This window comes from Marinobacter nauticus (genome assembly GCF_003634635.1).
GTDB classification, from domain to species: Bacteria; Pseudomonadota; Gammaproteobacteria; order Pseudomonadales; family Oleiphilaceae; genus Marinobacter; species Marinobacter nauticus.
The window spans coordinates 1,007,192-1,027,481 of record NZ_RBJB01000003.1 but is presented as its reverse complement, the minus strand read 5'-3'; the positions used below and the strand labels follow the sequence as shown (position 1 = coordinate 1,027,481).

Annotated in this window: 19 protein-coding genes; 11 read left to right on the top strand and 8 right to left on the bottom strand. The window is 59.0% G+C overall.

Features of this window, described 5'->3' with window-relative positions; all coding sequences use genetic code 11:
- Window positions 1–251 precede the first annotated feature (251 nt).
- The 3 genes from C7436_RS10740 to C7436_RS10730 form a co-directional block, all read right to left on the bottom strand.
- Window positions 252–1,850 carry a GMC family oxidoreductase gene (locus tag C7436_RS10740; protein WP_121207811.1) on the bottom strand — a complete coding sequence of 533 codons (1,599 nt, stop codon included), beginning with the start codon at window positions 1,848–1,850 and terminating at the stop codon, window positions 252–254.
- 37 nt (window positions 1,851–1,887) lie between these two features.
- Window positions 1,888–2,523, bottom strand: a complete 636-nt coding sequence (locus C7436_RS10735) for a hypothetical protein (protein WP_121207810.1) — start codon at window positions 2,521–2,523, stop codon at window positions 1,888–1,890.
- 197 nt (window positions 2,524–2,720) lie between these two features.
- Window positions 2,721–4,166, bottom strand: a complete 1,446-nt coding sequence (locus tag C7436_RS10730; protein ID WP_121207809.1) for a coniferyl aldehyde dehydrogenase — start codon at window positions 4,164–4,166, stop codon at window positions 2,721–2,723.
- Window positions 4,167–4,346: 180 nt separating this feature from the next.
- On the opposite strand from C7436_RS10730, the gene C7436_RS10725 reads away from it, so the two are divergent.
- Window positions 4,347–5,024, top strand: a complete 678-nt coding sequence (locus C7436_RS10725; protein WP_041655135.1) for a TetR/AcrR family transcriptional regulator — start codon at window positions 4,347–4,349, stop codon at window positions 5,022–5,024.
- A 200-nt stretch (window positions 5,025–5,224) separates the two neighbouring features.
- Here the strand turns inward: C7436_RS10725 and yihA are convergent, their stop codons facing one another.
- Window positions 5,225–5,869 (bottom strand): ribosome biogenesis GTP-binding protein YihA/YsxC, encoded by a 645-nt coding sequence (gene yihA / locus C7436_RS10720; protein ID WP_011786979.1) that lies wholly within the window; start codon window positions 5,867–5,869, stop codon window positions 5,225–5,227.
- A gap of 182 nt (window positions 5,870–6,051) precedes the next feature.
- Here yihA and C7436_RS10715 point away from each other — a divergent pair, with 182 nt between their 5' ends.
- The 3 genes from C7436_RS10715 (at window position 6,052) to C7436_RS10705 (ending at window position 8,385) form a co-directional block, all read left to right on the top strand.
- The gene (locus C7436_RS10715) at window positions 6,052–6,660 is read left to right on the top strand and encodes a c-type cytochrome (RefSeq protein WP_011786978.1); all 609 of its coding nucleotides are present in this window, start codon (window positions 6,052–6,054) and stop codon (window positions 6,658–6,660) included.
- 171 nt (window positions 6,661–6,831) lie between these two features.
- Window positions 6,832–7,470 carry a thiol:disulfide interchange protein DsbA/DsbL gene (locus tag C7436_RS10710; protein WP_011786977.1) on the top strand — a complete coding sequence of 213 codons (639 nt, stop codon included), beginning with the start codon at window positions 6,832–6,834 and terminating at the stop codon, window positions 7,468–7,470.
- A 54-nt stretch (window positions 7,471–7,524) separates the two neighbouring features.
- The gene (locus C7436_RS10705; RefSeq protein ID WP_011786976.1) at window positions 7,525–8,385 is read left to right on the top strand and encodes an endonuclease/exonuclease/phosphatase family protein; all 861 of its coding nucleotides are present in this window, start codon (window positions 7,525–7,527) and stop codon (window positions 8,383–8,385) included.
- A 69-nt stretch (window positions 8,386–8,454) separates the two neighbouring features.
- Here C7436_RS10705 and rpmG read toward each other — a convergent pair whose 3' ends face one another.
- The 3 genes from rpmG to radC form a co-directional block, all read right to left on the bottom strand.
- Window positions 8,455–8,610 carry a 50S ribosomal protein L33 gene (gene rpmG, locus C7436_RS10700; protein ID WP_008173465.1) on the bottom strand — a complete coding sequence of 52 codons (156 nt, stop codon included), beginning with the start codon at window positions 8,608–8,610 and terminating at the stop codon, window positions 8,455–8,457.
- A gap of 11 nt (window positions 8,611–8,621) precedes the next feature.
- Window positions 8,622–8,858: a 50S ribosomal protein L28 gene (gene rpmB / locus C7436_RS10695; RefSeq protein WP_011786975.1), complete on the bottom strand. Its 237-nt coding sequence runs from the start codon at window positions 8,856–8,858 to the stop codon at window positions 8,622–8,624.
- Window positions 8,859–9,078: 220 nt separating this feature from the next.
- Window positions 9,079–9,753, bottom strand: coding sequence for a RadC family protein (radC, locus tag C7436_RS10690; protein WP_014422834.1), 675 nt, complete (start codon window positions 9,751–9,753; stop codon window positions 9,079–9,081).
- A gap of 172 nt (window positions 9,754–9,925) precedes the next feature.
- Here radC and coaBC point away from each other — a divergent pair, with 172 nt between their 5' ends.
- From coaBC to argA, 7 genes are all read left to right on the top strand, one after another.
- The gene (coaBC, locus tag C7436_RS10685) at window positions 9,926–11,140 is read left to right on the top strand and encodes a bifunctional phosphopantothenoylcysteine decarboxylase/phosphopantothenate--cysteine ligase CoaBC (protein WP_121207808.1); all 1,215 of its coding nucleotides are present in this window, start codon (window positions 9,926–9,928) and stop codon (window positions 11,138–11,140) included.
- Window positions 11,137–11,598, top strand: coding sequence for a dUTP diphosphatase (gene dut / locus C7436_RS10680; protein WP_121207807.1), 462 nt, complete (start codon window positions 11,137–11,139; stop codon window positions 11,596–11,598). The genes coaBC and dut overlap by 4 nt, the downstream gene beginning before the upstream one ends.
- 96 nt (window positions 11,599–11,694) lie before the next feature.
- Window positions 11,695–14,340, top strand: a complete 2,646-nt coding sequence (locus C7436_RS19050; protein ID WP_121207806.1) for a phosphomannomutase/phosphoglucomutase — start codon at window positions 11,695–11,697, stop codon at window positions 14,338–14,340.
- Window positions 14,341–14,374: 34 nt separating this feature from the next.
- Window positions 14,375–15,271 (top strand): acetylglutamate kinase, encoded by an 897-nt coding sequence (argB, locus tag C7436_RS10670; RefSeq protein ID WP_014422830.1) that lies wholly within the window; start codon window positions 14,375–14,377, stop codon window positions 15,269–15,271.
- A gap of 23 nt (window positions 15,272–15,294) precedes the next feature.
- Window positions 15,295–16,536: an acetylornithine deacetylase gene (locus C7436_RS10665; RefSeq protein WP_121207805.1), complete on the top strand. Its 1,242-nt coding sequence runs from the start codon at window positions 15,295–15,297 to the stop codon at window positions 16,534–16,536.
- A 21-nt stretch (window positions 16,537–16,557) separates the two neighbouring features.
- Window positions 16,558–17,721 carry an acetylornithine deacetylase gene (gene argE / locus C7436_RS10660; RefSeq protein ID WP_014422828.1) on the top strand — a complete coding sequence of 388 codons (1,164 nt, stop codon included), beginning with the start codon at window positions 16,558–16,560 and terminating at the stop codon, window positions 17,719–17,721.
- Between the two features lie 84 nt (window positions 17,722–17,805).
- Window positions 17,806–19,113 carry an amino-acid N-acetyltransferase gene (argA, locus tag C7436_RS10655; protein WP_023012053.1) on the top strand — a complete coding sequence of 436 codons (1,308 nt, stop codon included), beginning with the start codon at window positions 17,806–17,808 and terminating at the stop codon, window positions 19,111–19,113.
- On the opposite strand, the gene C7436_RS10650 is transcribed toward argA, so the two are convergent.
- Window positions 19,087–20,157: an aminopeptidase gene (locus C7436_RS10650; protein WP_121207804.1), complete on the bottom strand. Its 1,071-nt coding sequence runs from the start codon at window positions 20,155–20,157 to the stop codon at window positions 19,087–19,089. The genes argA and C7436_RS10650 overlap by 27 nt on opposite strands.
- Window positions 20,158–20,290 lie beyond the last annotated feature (133 nt).

Sequence of the window (20,290 nt, the reverse complement as noted above, 5' to 3'; positions counted from 1 at the left end):
CATTGCCTTTGGGGCTGTAGTCCAGAGCGCCGACAATCTGTTTTATGACTCTGGTGCTGGCGCAGGTCGGGGGCGGGTTTCCGGGAGACGCTACAAGCACATCCATGTGCGCTTCTTTCGGGCCGTCCATGGCCCTCAAGACTCCCGGAAACCCGCCCCCGACCTGCGCGATCAACTGGAGTGCTGGCCGCCCCGGCCTCCTACTTCAGACTCCTTATTGCCTCTCTGGAAGGGGGCCTCTTAATCGCGGTTCAGGCAGAGTTGGCAAGCCTCTGCGCCAGTCTCGAGCTGTTCCTCGCTGCCAACGCATACACCGACAACTGCGGGTTTGCACCGATGCTGGTGGGAAAGATGGAGGCATCGTGGATGTTCAGGTTGGCGATGTGGTGATGCTCACCGAAGCCGTTCACCACCGAGGTTTTCGGGTCTGTACCCATGCTGCAGCCGCCCATCTGGTGCGCGGTGAACAGGCGGGCGCGGTGGGGTTTCATGGGCAGGTTGTTGATGGCGTCTCTGGCCTGGTTCCAGGTGGTGTACCAGTCAGAGTCCAGGTGCATGGCCTGGACGGCTTCGGCGCCGGCGGCGAACTGAATTTCGGCCATGGTGAGGTAGGCTTTGCGCAAGCCTTGCCAGAGGTAGTCGGTAATCGGATAGTCCAGTACCGGGCTGCCGTCGTCTCTGAGTGATACTGTGCCGCCGGGGCTGTCCGGGTGGAAGCCGTCGCGCAGCAGGGCGATGACTGATTGCATCCAGGGCAGTTGGCCCAGGTTGTCTCGCTGTGGCTGGCCGTGGCCGGGTACCACGCCGGCTGCCATGGCCGGGTGCAGGGGCGGTACTTCCAGTTTGTAGCCTGCCGGGCCGTCGGTGCCCGCTTTGAAATTGAATTCGTCCGAGTAGATGGACTGGGGAGCGCCGTAGAACGGGTCGATTTTCGCCGGCATGCGGGCGACGGTGGCGTTGACCGGATGGATGAACGATCGCTTGCCCACGCGCTGGTAAGGGTCGGGCAACTGCGAGCGAAGCAGCAGGCCGGGGGAGCCAATGGCGCTGGCGGCGACCACGAATTGTCGGGCTTTCAGGGTGACCATAATGCCGGATGGGGTGACGCCATCCGGGCCCATGGCGGAGGCGAGCAGGTGGTCGATCCGGTCCTGACTCATCACCAGGCGTTCTGCCCGCAGACCGTGGAAGAGCTGTGCTTTGTGATCCAGTGCGCCCGGGATGGTGGTGAGTAGTGCCCCCTGTTTGGCGTTGGTAGGGCAGCCCACGCCGCAGTAACCGCTGTTCCAGCAGCCTTTGACGTTTCTTGGGATTACCTGCCAGGAGTAGCCGAGTTTTTCGCAGCCCTGGCGCAGGATGTCGTTGTTCAGGTTGGGTGGGGTTTCCCAGGGCGCCATGTTGTGGCGCTGCTCACGGCCCTCAAACCAGGGGGCCATGGCGTCCGGTGCCAGTCCTTCGAGGCCGAGCTCCTGGCTCCAGTAGGTGAGCGTTTCGTCCGGGGTGCGGAAGCTACTGGTCCAGTTTACCGTGGTGGAGCCGCCGACACAGCGGCCCTGCAAAATCGCGATGGCGCCATCGGCGGTGACCCGGCTCATGCCTTCCTGGTAAAGATTGGCGTAGGACGTCAGCTCGTCCATCTTGAAGTCTTTCTGATAATACAGTCGACCCTCTTCCACCAGAATAACCGACAGCCCCTGACGGGCCAGGATCTCCGCGGTTGTGCCGCCCCCGGCACCGGTGCCGATAACCACAACATCCGCCTCTACCGTGCGGTTTTCGCTCAGTTTGCTGGCGTCGGTCACATTCCAGCCGGCAGCCAGTCCCCGGGCAATGGGATCGTTCATGGACATACTTCGCTCCTTAATACGATGGGTATCCGGGGTTTTATCAAGCGGCAGGATTGAACTGTGGCAAGGCATCCACCATCCAGGCGGGAGGCCCCGGGTAACCAGACAGGTGCCAGTGGTCTTCATGCCCATAGAAGGCGACGTTGCTGATCTTGGTCAGGGCAATGTAGCCGTTATTCAAAAGTCCGATCCGACTGTCGCGCCAGCGCCGCAGAAACGCGTCGGCATCGGCGGTACTGACTGAAGGCCAGTCTGACCATACCCGCGCCAGGGCGATCCGGGTGGGGGCAAAGTTAAGCAGATCAAAGAGCTTGCGCAGCTCCTGCTGATTCGCCGGGCCGAACTTCACAATGCCCTGGTCGATCCGTTCAATCGTTCCGGCAATGGCAAAGCGACGCTGGTTGGGTTCCTCCGGCAGAGCTCCGGCAAACATGGCGGGCAACAGGGCCTCGAACAGGGCGATGTCATCCCGGCTCAGAAACTGGAACTGGTAGCGGGTGTCCATGCGGCTGTCGACCGCACTGACCCGGCCTGCGGGGGCCGTAGCGCAGCCGGTTAGCCCGGCAGAGAGGCTGACGGTGCTCAGGAACACCGCGCCGCCTAAACCGGTTTTGAGGAAACTGCGACGGCTAACATCCGGCTGACAGGAATTCTTCGTATCGTGTTGGCTTGTCATTGTAGAAGCTTCTTTGTCTTTTATTATTCTGTTCAGGCTTGCTAGAACGTCTGGTGGCCAGGGTGCAGGGTGTCTCTCCAGGACTGTGCAAAACAGGGATGTTTTGCTCAAGCCTACATGGATGTATTAACGGCGTGTCCTGGAGAGACACCCTGCACCTTGGCCTTGCTCCCAGCCAAGCGGGCAGGCGTGTTTTGTCAGCGAATAAACAGCTTATACACCAACCGATGCGCCGCCGTACCATGGGGCGCATACACGTATTTGCCGCTGTTGAACTTCTGCTTGGTGAAAATCGCCCGGTGATGGGAGAAGGTCAGGAAGCCTTCCTTACCGTGATAGTGCCCCATACCGGAATCACCAATCCCGCCGAACGGCAGGTCGTCCTGGGCCACGTGCATCAGGGCATCATTGATGCACATGCCGCCGGAATGGGTGTTGTCCACCACATGCTGCTGGTGCGACTTGTCGTAGCCAAAGAAATACAGCGCCAGCGGCCGTGGCCGGTCATTGATGTAATGGATCGCCTCGTCCAGACTGCCGTAACTGATGATCGGCAGGATCGGGCCGAAAATCTCGTCCTGCATCACCTTCATGTCCGGCGTGGTCTTCAGCACCAGTGTCAGCGGAATCTTCCGGGTACCGTCCTTCATGTTCTCGTTGGCGGGATTGATCTCCACCAGTTCCGCGCCTTTGGCCCGGGCATCCTCAAGATAGCCCTGCAAGCGATGGTATTGGCGCTCATTGATGATGGCCGTGTAGTCGTCGTTATCCCGCAGGCTGGGGTACATCTCGGCGAACCGTGCCCGGAATTCATCTACGAACGCCTGCACCCGGTCGGCGGGGCAGAGCACATAGTCCGGTGCCACACAGGTCTGGCCGGCATTGAAGGCTTTGCCGAAGGCGATACGCTGGGCCGCATCTTCCATCGGCACATCCGGCGAAACAATGGCCGGGGATTTGCCACCGAGCTCAAGGGTTACCGGGGTCAGGTTTTCGGCTGCCGCGCGCATCACCAGCTTGCCCACCGAAGTAGAACCGGTAAACAGCAGGTGATCGAAAGGCCGTTGGGAGAAATCAGCAGCCACATCGGCCTCGCCAGTGATCACCGACACCAGATCCTCCGGGAACATCGACTCGATGATCTCCTTGAACAGGGCCGACGTGTGCGGAGTGAATTCCGACATCTTGATCATGGTGCGGTTGCCAGCCGCCAGGGAAGCGACCAGTGGACCGACCGCCAGATACAGAGGGTAATTCCAGGGCACGATGACGCCTACAACCCCTTTGGGCTGGTAGTAAACCTTGTTGCTGGCGGGCTGGAACAGAACCGAAACATGGCGTTTAGAGGGCTTCATCCAGTCGCCGAGATTCTTCAGCGTGTAATTGATGCCCTGAATGGACGGCATGACTTCGGCAATCAGGGATTCGTCTTTGGAGCGACAGCTGAAATCCCGATCGATGGCCTCGACCAGGCGATCCTGATGGGCCAGTAGCGCCCGTTTCAGACGCTTGAGGTTCTCTTTGCGCTCGGTCAGGGACGGCATCGGGTTGTTGCGGAACGCCTTCTTCTGGTCCTCAAAGACGCGATGCGTGTGCTGGATCTGCTTTTTGCTCTCGGTGAGCTGGACGACGGTGGCACCCATGGTTTTCTCCCCCTGACTGCCCGGAGCGACAGGCGCTGGCAGTCGGTTATTGTCGTTGGCCAAAATCTGTGCGATTTGCGCTTGAAGCTATTATTAGAGTATATACTCTAGGCAGTCAAGAAAGCCGGATGGCTCTTTAGGCCATCCGTGACACTGATAACAACAAACACCGGCATGACGATGAAAACCAGAGACAAGATACTGTTATCCAGCCTGGAGCTGTTTAATGACAAGGGTGAGCGCAATATCACCACCAATCACATTGCCGCGCACCTGGCGATATCGCCGGGTAATCTGTATTACCACTTCCGCAACAAGTCCGACATCATCTACGAGATTTTCCAGGAATATGAAAAGCTGGTGGACTACTACCTGGATATTCCGGAAGACCGACCGATCACCCTGGAGGATATGACCTTCTATCTGGAGTCGGTGTTTGACGGCCTCTGGAGCTATCGCTTCTTCCACCGGGATCTGGAATACCTGCTCGACAGTGACCCGCGGCTGCGCCAGGACTACCGGGAGTTTACCAATCGCTGTCTGGCGGCCATTAACCGGATTTTCGCAAAGCTGGCGGATGCCGGCATTATCCAGCCTCAGCCGGAGGATCTGCGTTCGGCCATGTCACTGAATGTCTGGCTGGTGATTACCAACTGGATGGCGTTTCTGAAGACGGCTCATGCGGCCGAGGAGCCTGCCAGTCTGTCCCTGACCGAGTTAAAACAGGGGATCTATCAGGTGCTGACACTGGAAGTGCCCTATCTCACGCCGGAGTATCGTGAGCGGGTGCTGGCATTGCGAGAAAAATACCGTCCTACCTTGCCTGAAGCCCAGGGTGTTTCTGGCGTTGAGGCATGAGCCTGACTGGCCTGGTCAAAGTTTGATCTGAAATTGAACTTTTTGAATGCGGCGCAGTCACAGCTAATGACGCTGGGAACCGGACACTCCCTGCGTCTCCTGAGTGAGTTCTCAGGTTTTCGGCCTCTGTGGTTGCAGAGGCACATAGCACGTCGCAAACCCTGACGTTTTCACCGGCCTGTCTTCTTCAGGCCGGCTTTTTATGCCTCAACCGGCGCCTGTTCCGAGGCTTCCAGCCAGTGGGTCAGCGCTTCCCGGCACTCGTCGACTCCGCGCTTGGAGGTGGCAGAGAACATGATGAGGTGCTCCACACATTGATATTCCTTCAGCTTTTTCGCGATACCCAGCATGGCGGTTTTTGCCTGACCAAACTTCAGTTTGTCGGCCTTCGTGGCCAGAATCATGAGCGGAAGGTGGTTATGTTCACACCATTCCACCATCATCTGGTCGAAATCGGTGAGCGGGTGCCGGATGTCCATCACCAGAACCAGGCCACGCAGGCAGCGGCGATCATTCAGGTAATGGCCGAGATGCTGTTGCCAGTCGTCTTTCATGTCCCGGGACACTTTCGCATAGCCGTAACCGGGCAGGTCGACCAGACGGGCATGTTCCCGGTTCAGGCTGAAAAAGTTGATCAGCCGGGTCCGGCCGGGCGTTTTACTGGTGCGGGCCAGTTTGCCGTTGGCGGTGATAGCGTTCAGGGCGCTGGATTTGCCCGCATTGGAGCGGCCGGCAAAGGCAACTTCAGCGCCATGGTCGGGGGGGCATTCGTCCAGTTTGGAGGCGCTGATGAGAAAACGGGCGCTGTTGAACGAGAGGCTTTTTTGAGTCAGATCAGGGTCCACGACGGTTGGTGTTCCTTTGGATTTCAGTTATCGGCGATTAATGTATAATGCTACACCAATTTCCGGCGGGACGCCTCGCGTTGCCGCTGTATGCCCCGGTTTTGCACCTGACGACCCAGTGCCTGCCGGCTGCACAACGAAGAATACTTTCAAGATGCAAAGATGAGAGAAGCGGAGCGAGCATGAAAAGACTGATCGCAGGAGTTGTTCTCGGAGTTGGCCTTACAGCGATGGCTCACGGGGCAGGAGATCCGGCAGCGGGTGAACAGAACGCAGCAGTGTGTGCGGGCTGTCATGGTCAGGGCGGAGCCAAGCCGGTAATGGCTGTGTATCCGAAACTGTCCGGTCTGGGCGAGAAATACCTGTACAACCAGCTGGTTGACATCAAATCCGGGGATCGTGCCATTCCTGAAATGACGGGCCTGCTCAACGCCATGTCTGATCAGGATTTGCAGGATCTGGCTGCCTACTTCAACAGCCAGGAAATGGTTGTTGGTCAGGCCAATCCGGATCTGGTTGAGCAGGGTCAGGCACTGTACCGCGGCGGCAATATGGCCTCTGGTGTACCGGCCTGTTCCGGTTGCCATAACCCCTCCGGCATTGGCAACGAGCCGGCAGGTTACCCTGCGTTGGGCGGGCAGACTGCAGAATATGTTATCAAGCAGTTGAAGGCTTACCGGGCGGGTGAGCGTGCTGGAGGCGCGAATGCCGGCATCATGATGGATGTTGCCTCCAAGCTGACAGACGCTGAGATTGAGGCGGTCGCCAGCTACGTATCCGGCCTGAACTGATCGACAGCCGTCAGTTACGACTGAAAACCCCGCCTCGGCGGGGTTTTTGGTATCCGGTATTCATAATACCTAACCGTTCGGTAACGCATTCCTTTGGCCCTCCGGTGGAACTTTTCCGCATCCCTGGGTCATAATCCCCGTTAAAATTCATTGATGGCTCGGAGATTCCCGATGATCAGAACCCTGACGTCTTCCGCCGTTCTGGCACTTTCACTGTTGTCTGCCGCTTCCCTGGTCAATGCCCAGCCCTGGGTGGCCGGAGAGCATTACCGGGTACTGGATAATCCGGTAAGAACGGCATCGGATAACGGTGTCGAAGTGGCGGAAGTCTTCTGGTACGGCTGTCCGCACTGTTACAACTTCAAGCCGCTGGCTGAAGCCTGGGAAGCGGAGGCTCCGGACTACATCAACTATGTGAAGCTGCCAGCGGCACTGGGTCGCAGCTGGGAGCCGCATGCCTACGCATTCTATGCCCTTGAGGCGATGGGCGAGCTGGACAAGGTGCATGACGCGCTGTTCGATGCCCTGGCCGGAGAGCGCCGTCCCCTCAATACCCCGGAAGCTCTGGCTGACTTTGTTGCCGGGTATGGCGTGAACGCCGAGAAGTTTCTGGAAAACTACAACAGTTTCGGGGTGCGTGCCAGAGTGCAGCAAGCCCAGGCCAAGATTCGTGGCGCGCGCATTACCGGTACACCGACTATGCTGGTTGATGGCAAGTACGTGGTAAGTGCCTCCATGGCGGGTAGTCACGAAAACACCCTGAAGGTGGTCGAGTATCTGGCGGAAAAAGAGCGCAGCGGGTCTGAGTAAGGCGCCATGCGGTTCGCCGGGCGCTGGATGGGCTGACCGGAGAAGCGGCTGATAATGTACAAGCGAATCCGTAACCAGCTGAACGGTATACTCAGAAACCAGGAAAGCTCCCGGGGCACTTGTTCCGGGAGCGAGCATGTGCCGGAGTTTGAAGCTCACAGGCACATCCGGCTACTGACTTTCAATATTCAGGTTGGTATCAACACTTCGTCCTATCACCATTACCTGACCCGCAGCTGGCAGCATTTTCTGCCCAATCGCCGGCGCTACGAAAACCTGGATCGGATTGCCACCCTGCTCAGCCAGTATGATGTGGTTGCCCTGCAGGAGTGTGATGGCGGCAGTCTCCGCAGTGGTTACATCAATCAGGTGCAATACCTGGCCGAGGCGGCCGGGATTCCTTACTGGTATCAGCAATTAAATCGTAACCTCGGCCAGATTGCCCAGCACAGTAATGGTCTGTTGAGCCGTTTCCGCCCGCTGGATGTCACTGAACACAAGTTGCCGGGACTGATTCCCGGACGTGGCGCCATCATTGCGCGCTACGGGGATGAGGAAGACCCGCTGGTACTGGTGCTGATGCATCTTTCTCTCAGCAAGTCGGCCCAGCAGAAGCAGCTTGGATTTATCCGCGAGCAGATTGCGAGCTATCGGCATGTGGTGCTGATGGGGGACATGAATGCCCATGCAGAGCAGTTGCTGACACGAACACCGCTGAAAGAAACCGATCTGATTCCGCTGCCCGATACCGCGCACAGCTTCCCGAGCTGGCGCCCGGAAAAGGCGCTTGACCATATTCTTGTCAGTCCCTCTCTGGAAATCCGGCGCTCTGAAGTGGTGAGCTATCCGGTTTCCGACCACCTTCCCATTGCCATGGATGTGGCGCTGCCCAAAGGCTATCTGGAAACATTCTGAGTCTTGTCTGATGCGTCCAGGCAATAAAAAACCCGGCAGATGCCGGGTTTTTAGTAGAGGCAGGATCAATTACTTGATCTTGGCTTCCTTGTACGCAACGTGCTTACGGACAACCGGATCGTACTTTTTGATCTCGATTTTTTCCGGGGTGTTACGCTTGTTCTTTTTGGTCGTGTAGAAGTGACCAGTGCCTGCTGAAGATACCAGCTTGATTTTCTCGCGCATGATGCGGCTCCTTAAACTTTCTCGCCGCGGGCACGAAGATCGGCCAGCACAGCGTCAATGCCTTTTTTGTCGATGATGCGCATGCCCTTGGTGGAAACGCGCAGCTTCACGAAACGCTTCTCGGACTCAACCCAGAAACGGTGGTTCTGCAGATTCGGCAGAAAACGACGACGAGTGTGGTTCATCGCGTGGGAAACGTTGTTACCGGTAACCGGACGCTTACCGGTAACCTGACAAACTCTGGACATACTTGCCTCCGACCTGAGCAATGGTCTCTATCAATACGAATTCGTTTTTAATGCGTCTCTGGTTGCTCCGGAGCCATACCTGCTGCCGGTTTGCGCTTCTGAAACAGAACGCTGCTCGCCAGACGCCGCCAGAAAGGGACGCTTTTATACCAGAACTGGCCGACCAACGCAAAAAATTGTTGGGAATTTGGCCAGTTTCGGGGCGGCATCCTTCACGGGGCTACATCAATCCTCGTTCAGCAAGGGATATTACCTCACCGTGGCCGATAACCATATGGTCAAGAACCCTGATATCGACCAGTCCCAGGGCCTCTTTCAGCCGGCGGGTCAGGGAAATGTCAGCCTGGCTTGGCTCGGCCACGCCTGACGGATGGTTGTGGGCAAAGATGACTGCGGCGGCATTGTCCTCCAGAGCCTGGCGCACCACCTCCCGGGGGTAAACCGCTGCGCCGTCTATCGTTCCCCGGAACAGCTCCCGGTACTGGATGACCCGGTGACGGTTGTCCAGGAACAGGCCGGCGAACACTTCATGAGGATAAGTGCCCAGGCGGCTGGTGAGAAAGCGCCGGGTATCTTCCGGTGAGCGCAGCGGGTCGCCCTGGCGCAGCGGCTCGTCCATCACTCGCCTCGCCATTTCCATGGCAGCCTGCACCTGGGCATATTTGGCGGTGCCCAGGCCTTTGACCTCGCAGAATTGTCGGCGGGAAGCGGTCATCAGGCCGCGCAGTCCGGAAAATTCGGTGATCAGGTGTCGGGCCAGGGCCATCACCGGCATGCCGGTGGTACCGGTACGCAGGAAAATGGCCAGGAGTTCGGCATCTGACAATGATTCAGGGCCGTGAGTGAGCAATCGCTCACGGGGCCGCTCATCGGCGGGCCAATGGCTGGGTGGCATGTTTGCTTCCTTGCTGGTTTCGGGGAGTGCGTCCTGCACCGGGTTCTCGAAATTACAAAGGTTACTCCAAAAGGTAACATTTGGTAAACGAACAGGGGTTCTAGCAGGCTGCCCGTCTGCGCTCGGCATGCTATCTTATAACTCTTTCATTTTACGGGATTACGGAGCCCGCATGACCGCCAAGCGAATATTGTTGGGAATAACCGGTGGTATCGCCGCCTATAAAAGTGCGGAGCTGGTTCGACTGCTGAAAAAAGCGGGGCACGAAGTCCGGGTTGTTATGACCCGGGGGGCGGAGGCATTTGTTGCGCCGCTGACCTATCAGGCTCTGAGCGGCGAACCGGTGCGCTCCTCGCTGCTTGACCCGGAAGCCGAGGCTGGCATGGGGCACATCGAGCTGGCCAAGTGGGCCGATCAGGTTGTGGTAGCGCCGGCGTCTGCGGATTTTATGGCCCGTCTGGCCCATGGGCTGGCCGATGACCTGTTGACCACGGTCTGTTGCGCCACCGAAGCGCCGATAGCGTTGGCCCCCGCAATGAACCAGGCCATGTGGAAGAACTTCCGTACCCAGCGGAATCTGGCGCTGTTGACGGAAGACCCGCAGATTACCGTCTGGGGACCGGGCCAGGGCGAACAGGCCTGCGGTGATACCGGTCCTGGGCGCATGCTTGAGCCGGAACGTCTGGCTCGTCTGGTAAACGGAGAGGGTGTGGTTGAAACTACCGGGCCGCTGTCTGGCAAACGGTTGGTGATCACGGCCGGGCCAACCCGGGAGCCGATCGATCCGGTGCGCTACATTACCAATCACAGCTCGGGCAAGATGGGCTATGCCCTGGCCGGTGCAGCCGTTGCCGCCGGAGCCGAGGTGGTGCTTGTCAGTGGACCTGTCAGTCTGTCGGCCCCAGCGGGGGTTGATGTCCGGCCTGTCAGCACCGCTCAGGAGATGCTGGAAGCCGCCAGCAAGGCGGTCGATGAAGGCTGCGATATCTTTATCGCCACGGCCGCGGTGGCAGATTACCGGCCCGAGGTGTTCGCCAGCGAGAAAATCAAGAAAACCAACGACAACATGAGCCTGGCGCTGGTCCGTAACCCCGATACCCTGGCGACCATCGCGGCCCGGGCCGATGCGCCGTTTACGGTTGGCTTTGCCGCTGAGACCACGGACGTGGCGCGCTATGCGACCGACAAGATGCAGCGCAAGAAACTCAACATGATTATCGCCAACGATGTGTCCGTGCCCGGGCTCGGCTTCAGCAGCGATCGAAATGCGGTTACGGTGTTCTGGCCTGCGGGTTCGGAATCCATCGGGCCGGACAGCAAACAGGCGATCGCTGCCCGTCTGGTGGCGTTGATTGCAGACCACAGCAACAGGATTGAACAGGCATGAGTAAAAGAAAGTTTGAGGTACGGGTTCTGGATGATCGCATTGGTACCGCGATTCCGTTTCCCGAATACGCTACGGAAGGCTCTGCAGGCCTTGATCTCCGGGCGGCATTAAAGGAAGCCAAGACCGTTATGCCGGGTGAGACCCACCTGATTCCCACCGGCCTGTCTGTGCATATTGCTGACCGGGGGTTGGCTGCCATGATCCTGCCCCGGAGCGGACTCGGACACAAGCATGGGATCGTGCTCGGAAATCTGGTGGGGTTGATCGATTCTGACTACCAGGGCGAGTTGATGGTGTCCTGCTGGAACCGGGGCCAGACGCCATTCACCATCGAGGTGGGCGAACGTATTGCCCAGATGGTGCTGGTGCCTGTGGTACAGGCGGATTTCGATATTGTGACCGAATTTGATGCCAGTGACCGGGGTGAGGGTGGCTTTGGCTCCACTGGGAGCCACTGAGTCGGGCATCTTTACCTGGCAGCGAGATAACTGGCCGGCGTCTATACTCAGCGGATACAGACCTATCCGGGAAAGAAAATAACTGCGGGATGCATTATGAAATTCGCCAAGAAAAAAACCAACGCGTCTTCCGGTGATGAGCAGCCGGACAAGAAACCCGGAAAGAAACAGAAACCGTCCAAAACGTCAAAAGAAGCGGCTGGCTCCGGTTTAAAGAAACTCGGATCGGTTGGGTTGAATCAATCGCTGGTGGTACTGGTGGCCGGCGTGGTCGCGGTGGTGCTGGCCCATTTTCTGGTGGTGGTGCCCGCGGGGGAGGCCCGCTATGAGGCGGCCAGCGCCATGGAAGTGGACAGTGCGCAACGGCGCCTGAATCAGTCACTGACGGCGCTGCAGGAACAGGTTCGGGCGGTGGCGAACCAGCGTTACGCTGCCCTTGCTCTGGCCGAGCGGTCTGATCTGGCCAATCTCGCCGGACAATTGCAAACGGCGCTGCCCGGTTCCGCTCAGGTGTTTGTCTTCCCTTACCGGGAAGTGCCCCGGACCGGTAACGGCGATACCCTGCTGGGATTTGCGGGCCTGGAACTGGCCCGGCGGGCAGAAAATGGACAGAACCTGTTGCCGGACGCCTTTCCCCGCGACAATCAGTGGTATCTGCAATTTGCCGCGGCAGTGCGTCATCCCACAAGCAATGCCGTGGTTGGTAGCGTGCTGGCGGTTTTTGAAGCCTCCCACATACGGCCAATGCTGGCCGTGAGCAACCCGCAACTCGGGGGCCAGCTGTCACTGGTCCAATCCGTGTCCGGCGCTTCACGAACGGTGGCCAGCGCCGGTAACGGCAGCGGCCCTGAGCTGTCTCGCACCCTGATCAACCCGGACTGGTCCGTCCGTTACCAACCGGCCTCGGCACCGGTGGCGCCGGTAAGCACCATTCTCCTGGCGATTCTGGTGGGGGTGCCTGCGCTGGTGGCGGCTGTTCTGGTCTGGATGCTTCTTGGCAACGCTCAGCGTGGAATACGTCAGGATGTGACCGCGCTCATTCAGTGGGCCCACAAGGTGTTCGGAGGCGAGCGGATGAAACTGCCGGCTCTGCGCTGGGATATGGTGGCGTCCACCGGAGAAGTGCTGTTCCGTCTGTCCCAGATGGTTGAGAAGCGGGTGGCCAAGGCCGCGGAGTCGGCTGCGCCCAAAGCGACTCCTGCCCGCCGCAAGGCAGCGACGGCGGAGGATGAACCACTCTTTCAGGACAAGGACATGCCGGACATTGACATGCTCGATGGTGACGAGGATGTGCTCGGCTTTGGTGGCTCCGAGGATTCCCTGTTCGACGAGGACATTCCTGAAGTGGCTGAGGCCGAGGTGCCTGCGGTTCAGGTCAACCCGGAAATCTTCCGCGCCTATGACATCCGGGGCATCGTTGGTCAGACCCTTTCGGCAGAGGTGGTTGAAGTCATTGGTCGCGCGATCGGCTCGGAAGCGACCGAGCGTGGTGTCACAGATATCTGTATTGGCTACGATGGCCGGCACTCCAGTCCGGAACTGGCTGATGCCTTGGGGCGCGGCATCATGGCGACTGGTTGTAACATCATTCACCTGGGGGCCATACCTACGCCGGTGCTGTACTTTGCAACCCATCACCTGCAGACCGGTTCTGGCGTTATGGTGACCGGTAGCCATAATCCAGCCAACTATAACGGCCTGAAGATCATGCTGGGCGGAGAGACCCTGTCTGGTGAAGCTATCCAGAAGCTGTACCAGCGCATCCAGACCGCCGACCTTGCCAGAGGGCAGGGTGAGCAATCCCGGGACGACGTGCGCCGCGCCTATCTGGACCGTATCGTCGGTGATATTGCTGTGGCGGCGCCGTTGAAAGTGGTGGTGGATGCCGGTAACGGCATTGCCGGAGAGCTGGGCCCCATGCTGGTTGAGGAACTGGGCTGTGAAGTCACACCACTGTATTGTGAAGTGGACGGTGATTTCCCTAATCATCACCCGGACCCCGGCAAACCCGCGAACCTGCAGGACCTGATTGCCAAGGTTAAGGAGACCGGCGCCGATATCGGGCTGGCCTTTGATGGCGATGGTGATCGTCTGGGCGTGGTTACCAATACCGGCAAGATCATCTGGCCGGATCGCCTGCTGATGCTCTTTGCCAGGGATGTGGTGTCCCGCAACCCCGGCGCGGATGTGCTCTATGACGTGAAGTGCAGCCGCCGGCTGGCCAGCGTGATCTCGGAAGCTGGAGGGCGCCCGATCATGTGGAAAACCGGCCATTCCCTGATGAAAGCGAAAATGAAGGAAACCGGCGCCCTGCTGGCGGGCGAAATGAGCGGACACATTTTCTTCGGCGAACGCTGGTACGGCTTTGACGATGGCCTTTACTCGGCTGCCCGGCTGCTGGAAATCCTGGGTATTGAGGATCGTCACTCCGATGAAGTCTTTGAAGACTTCCCCGAGGATATCAGTACCCCTGAGCTGAATGTCGAGGTGACCGAGAGCGACAAGTTCGCCATCATTGAACGGCTAGGTCAGCAGGCGGATTTTGGTGACGGCAATATCAGTACCATTGATGGCATTCGGGTAGATTATGCCGATGGCTGGGGGCTATGCCGTGCGTCCAATACCACGCCGGTTCTGGTTCTGCGCTTCGAAGCCGAAACCGAACAGGCACTGGAGCGGATCAAATCCGTGTTCCGGGAGCAACTGCAGAAAGCGGCACCAGACCTGGTGGCGGAATTCTGAAACCCATTACTGTCGTAAGGATTAACACAACATCATGGCGCTGGATCGTGAAACAGCAATGCAGGTGGCCTCGGTACTGAGCCGGGGCCTGCCCTATATCCAACGGTTTACCGGCAAGACGGTCGTGATCAAATACGGCGGCAACGCCATGGAGAACGAAGACCTGAAAAGCAGTTTCGCCCGGGACGTGGTGCTGATGAAGCTGGTGGGGATCAACCCTATCGTGGTTCACGGCGGCGGCCCCCAGATCGGAGAGCTGCTGGAACGCCTGAATATCCAGTCCCGCTTTGTTAACGGCATGCGGGTTACCGATGCGGAGACCATGGACGTGGTCGAAATGGTGCTCGGCGGCCAGGTGAACAAAGAAATCGTTTCCCTGATCAATGCCCACGGGGGCACCGCGGTGGGCCTGACCGGTAAGGATGCCAATCTGATCCGGGCCCGGAAGCTGGAAGTGGTCAATCGCTCGCCGGAGCTGGAGCGGCCTGAAATCATCGATATTGGCCATGTTGGCGAGGTGGCAAGCGTCAACGTGGATGTTATCGACATGCTGACCCGCAGCAACGTGATCCCGGTTATCGCGCCCATCGGTGTCGGGCCGGATGGCGCTTCCTACAACATCAATGCGGACCTGGTAGCCGGCAAGGTGGCAGAAGCCATGAAGGCGGAAAAGCTGATCCTGCTGACCAATGTCTCCGGCCTCAAGAGCAAGGAAGACAAAGTGCTGACCGGCCTGACCGCCCAGCAGGTGAACGATCTGATTGAAGACGGCACCATCCATGGCGGTATGTTGCCAAAAATCCGCTGTGCCCTGAGTGCGGTGGAAAACGGCGTGCGCACCTCCCACATCATCGACGGACGTGTGGCCCACGCCTGCCTGCTGGAAATCTTCACCGACGAGGGTGTCGGTACGCTGATTTCCCGTAACTGATACTTCTGGCCGGGAGTTACCGGATGAAACGCCTGCTGTCATTTCTCGTTATCACAGGAATAGTGGCCTTCGCCGGCTTTAAAGCTGGCGTCTGGTGGCTGACGGACCAGCGTCTGGCAGAGGCGCGCACGGTACTATCGGAATCCGGTGTACTCGAGCGGGGGAGCATCAGCTCCTCTGTGGATGGCCGGGTCATCCTCCGGCAGGCGCACTGGGAGGACTTCCAGCTTACTCAGCCATTGCAGATGGACCTGATTGAACTGGAAACCGGCTCTCCAATCGCTCTGTTGACCACACTGATGAGCCCGGACAGCTTGCCGGCCAGTTGGCGGCTGTCCGTTGAGCGCGCCAGCATCACGCTGGAACCTACCATGTTCCGGAACTGGGTGACGGCGGCGCCGGATGAAACTGCCCAGGCCCCGCTAGCCAATCTGTCCTGTGCGCCGGACCCAAGGCAGCAACTGGGCAGTGGGGATTTGATGCGTATGGGGATTCCTGATATCCGGGGCGACATGTTGCTGGAGCAGACCCCCGATGCCCTGCGTTTTGAACTGAATACCCGTGAAACCGGAAGCCTGGAGCTGGTTTGGCCAGACGCCAGACTGACCCTGGGCAATCTGGCCGACCCGGCCTCCATGGGGGCCGGGCCACTGCAACTGACCGTTCGTGACGCGGGTCTGATGCGCCGCCTCTCTGCCTATTGTGCCCGCGAGACCGGGCTGGAGGTCAGCGACTGGGCTGGGCGGGGTGTCGCCGCATTGGAGAAGGGGCTGCAGGCTCGTGGCCTGGAAGCCAGCCCGCAATTGCTGGCACTGTATCGGCAATGGCTGACCGAAGGGGGCGAGGTGACCATGATGCTTGCACCTGGCTCGGAAACCTTCGGGCTGCCCGTACGTACCGATTCGGAAAACACCGTCAGCCTGCGCGTATCCTATAACGGTGCCACCGTGCCGGATGTGTACCTGACCGAAATGCAACGGGTGGACCCAGCATTGCCTGCGCAGGCAATGGAGCCTGTGGTACCACCGGAAGACCCGGATTCCGAGCAGTGGTACCCTGACAGTGTTGAGAACGCCAATATCTGGCTTGGCCGGCGCGTAAGGGTTACGCTCTCGAATGAAAATCAGGTTGAGGGGCGGCTGGTCAGCGTTGGCGAGCGGGATATGGAAATCGCCCGCACTGTGGCCGGGGGTGAAGTGGCGTACCCCATTCTGATTCGTGCCATTACACAATTTGAAGTCTGGCGCCGGGGCCGCCCGGAATAGCGCCGGGACGGGAGGCAATAAGTGACCGCAAGCGCAAGCACAGGGGTGCCGGGTATCAGGGAAATGCTGGCCCGGCTGATTTCATTGCCATCCATCAGCAGTGCCTCGCCGGAGTGGGATCACAGTAACGAAGGTGTGGTCCGCCTGCTGGCAGAGTGGCTCGAACCCCTGGGGTTTACCGTCGAGATCATGGAAGTGCCGGGCATGCCCGGCAAGTTCAATCTGATCGCCACTCTGGGTAGCGGTCCGGGTGGACTGGTACTCTCAGGCCATACCGACACCGTACCGTTTGACGACAAACGCTGGCAAAGTGATCCGTTCAGTCTCACGGAAAAGGACAACCGCTGGTACGGTCTGGGCACCTGCGACATGAAGGGCTTTTTCCCGCTGGCCATTGAAGCCGCCAGAGCCTTTGCCGGCGAGCCCTTGCAGCAGCCGCTGATTATCCTGGCTACTGCTGACGAAGAAAGCTCGATGAATGGCGCCCGGGCACTGGCAGAAGCCGGCAAACCGAAAGCCCGTTACGCGGTGATCGGCGAGCCCACCAATCTCAAACCAGTGCGCATGCACAAGGGCATCATGATGGAACGGTTGCGGTTTGACGGGCAATCGGGCCATTCCTCCAACCCGGCCCTGGGCCGCAACGCGCTGGAAGGCATGCACGAGGCGCTCGGCGAACTTCTGGCCCTGCGCAGCGAATGGCAGGAAAAGTACCGCAATCCCAACTTCGAGGTACAGGTGCCCACCCTGAACCTGGGCTGTATCCACGGTGGTGACAATCCCAATCGCATCTGCGCCCAATGCGAATTGCACTTCGACCTGCGTCCGCTGCCGGGCATGAACATGGAGACCCTGCGCCAGGCGATTCTTGACCGGATGCAGCCTCTGGCCGAGCGGCGGGAACTCAAACTCACGTTTGCCCCCCTGTTTGACGGCGTACCGCCGTTTGAAACCCCGGCCGACGCCGCTCTGGTCAAAGCCTGTGAGAAACTCACGGGCCACACGGCACACGCCGTTGCTTTTGCCACGGAGGCACCCTGGCTGCAGCAGCTGGGGTTGGAGACCCTGGTGATGGGGCCAGGGTCGATCGACCAGGCGCACCAGCCGGACGAGTTTCTTGAACTGTCCCAGTTGCAGCCGACGGTGGATATCCTCAAGGGATTGATCAAAAGGTTCTGTCTTTGAGTAGACTAACGGTAAGGCGGGCGGAAAACCGTCCCGGCATTCTCCATTCTTGGCAAGCATTATCAGGGTATAAGGAATAAAGGTTTGAAATCAAACGACTGGCTGCACGGATTCCGCCATTCCTCTCCGTACATCAACGCCCATCGCGGCCGAACCGTCGTCCTGACCATGCCCGGGGATGCCATCGAGCACCGCAATTTTATCAACATCATCCACGACATCGCTTTGCTCGGCAGCCTTGGCGTCAAGTTGGTGGTGGCGTTCGGTGGCCGCCCCCAGATTCAGTCGCGACTGGATGATGCCGGCCTGGAATCCTCCTTCGCACGGGGCTTGCGCATCACCCCCGATAACCATCTGCCGATGGTTATGGAAGCCATTGGCGGGCTCAGGGCCTACCTGGAAAGCCAGCTCTCCATGGGGTTGGTGAACTCACCCATGCATAACGCCCGGATTCGGGTCAGCAGCGGCAACTACGTCACCGCCAAACCCGTTGGCGTGCTGGATGGCATTGATTTTGGCTATACCGGCCGCGTCCGCCGTGTTGATACCCGAGGCATCGAGCAATTGCTGGAGCTGGGGCATATTGTTTTGCTGCCGCCAATGGGCTATTCGCCCACAGGTGATGCCTTCAACCTTTCCTATGAGGATGTTGGCAGCCAGGTGGCCGCGGCGCTGCAGGCGGAGAAGCTGATTGTCTTCATCGACGACGAAGGCCTGCTTGAAGAAGATGGCAGCCTGATACGTGAGTTGTCCGCCCGTCAGGCGTCCGAACGCCTGAACGACAATGCCGTCACCGGTCACGACGCGGCCCTGCTCAAGGCCGCCTGCGATGCCTGTGTCAAAGGCGTTCGGCGTGCCCACATCATCAGTTATGTCGAAGACGGCGCCCTGCTGGAGGAGCTGTTTACCCGCGATGGTTCCGGCACCCTTGTCAGCGGTGATAACTACGAACAGATTCGCCAGGCGCGGGTAGAAGATATCGGGGGCATTCTGGAGCTGATTCAGCCGCTGGAAGAGCAGGGCGTGCTGGTTCGCCGCTCCCGGGAAATGCTGGAAACCGAAATTGACCGGTTTGTGGTGGCGGAGCGGGACGGCACCATTGTCGGCTGCGCCGCGCTATACCATTATCCGGAGGAGGGCTCCGGAGAGTTGTCCTGTTTTGCGGTCGACCCCTCCTACCGACGCGCCGGCCGTGGTGACGAGATTCTCGCCATGGTTGAAAAGCTGGCCCGGGGCCAGGGTGTCCACAAACTGTTTGTGCTGACTACCCAAACCGAACACTGGTTCCGGGAACGCGGTTTCGTACCCACCGCCGTGCAGGATCTGCCGGGGCCAAAGCTGGCCTCATACAACACCCAGCGCAATTCAAAGGTTTTCTACAAACCGCTCTGACAGCAATTTCAACTGCGCAGATCGACTGTCCGCCGGCTGTCGGGAAAGCTCCTCGACAGCCCGGTAAAAATCGTGGAAGCGGTAGTTCAGCTCTTTCAGCATCTGTCGGAAGGCGGGAACATGCTGATTATATTGCCGGAACAATGCCAGCTGTGCGTTGTTAAGCTGCACCGGCGGCGGGCCAAACGGCCCCGGATCTTCGTATTGCCCGGCCAGGTTGGCGTAATTCCGGGCCAGCTCATCGAGCAGTTGGGCCTTGTGCGCACGCAGCATGGATTTGTCCATCTGGTTCTGGCTGGCATAAAGCTGCTGCAGCTGTTCGCTGGTGGCGTCGACCAGTGCCAGCGTCTGTTGCCGGTGCTGCAGTCGCGCCAGGGCACGCTCAAAACCCTCCGGTGCCCCTTGCTGCTGAAGCCAGAGCCGAAGCCCCTCCAGCTCCACGGCGGTGGCAAAACTTTCGTTAAAGGCGGTATCACCGTTGATATAGAGAACTCGGTGGGCCAGCTCGTGGAACATCAGGGCGACCATGCGGTCATCCGCCAGGGAGGTGAACCCGGTATGCAGTGGATCATCGAACCAGCCCAGGGTGGAGTAGGCGGTAACAGCGCCGATAAAGGTATCGTAATCGCGCTCATGGAAGGCCGTCTGTTCCTGCCGGGCATCGGCCAGGCGGAAGTACCCGCGATAGGACTGGCAGCCCACAAACGGATAACACCACTGGTGGGGGGTAAGGGAAAACTCCGGCACGGCGACCAGATTCACTACCACCCATGGGCGGCCCAGCGCTACGTATTCACTGAAGACGTCGTCCACGGGCAAGGCCAGTTCCTGAGCCGCAAACGCCCGCGCCTGCGCTGCCAGCTCAAGCTGTCGACGAAGTTCCGGGTCGGTTTCCGGTGCCGTGATCACCTGGTGGATGGGCCTGGCCTTCATCATCAGGGACACATGGCCGCCGATGGCCTGGCTATAGTAGCCAATGGTCGTACAGCCACTCAGGGGTGTTACCAGTAGCAAAAAGAGATAGATCTGACTAAGCTGTCTCATGAATCATCATATTATGATGTTGTGGGTATGAGGCTGTACAATTCCTTATTCGCCGACGGCTGTTACAGATTTTTAACCGACCGCCATAGGCCTTATCATAACAGCTCGAACCTACACCCACTCAGGGACGTTG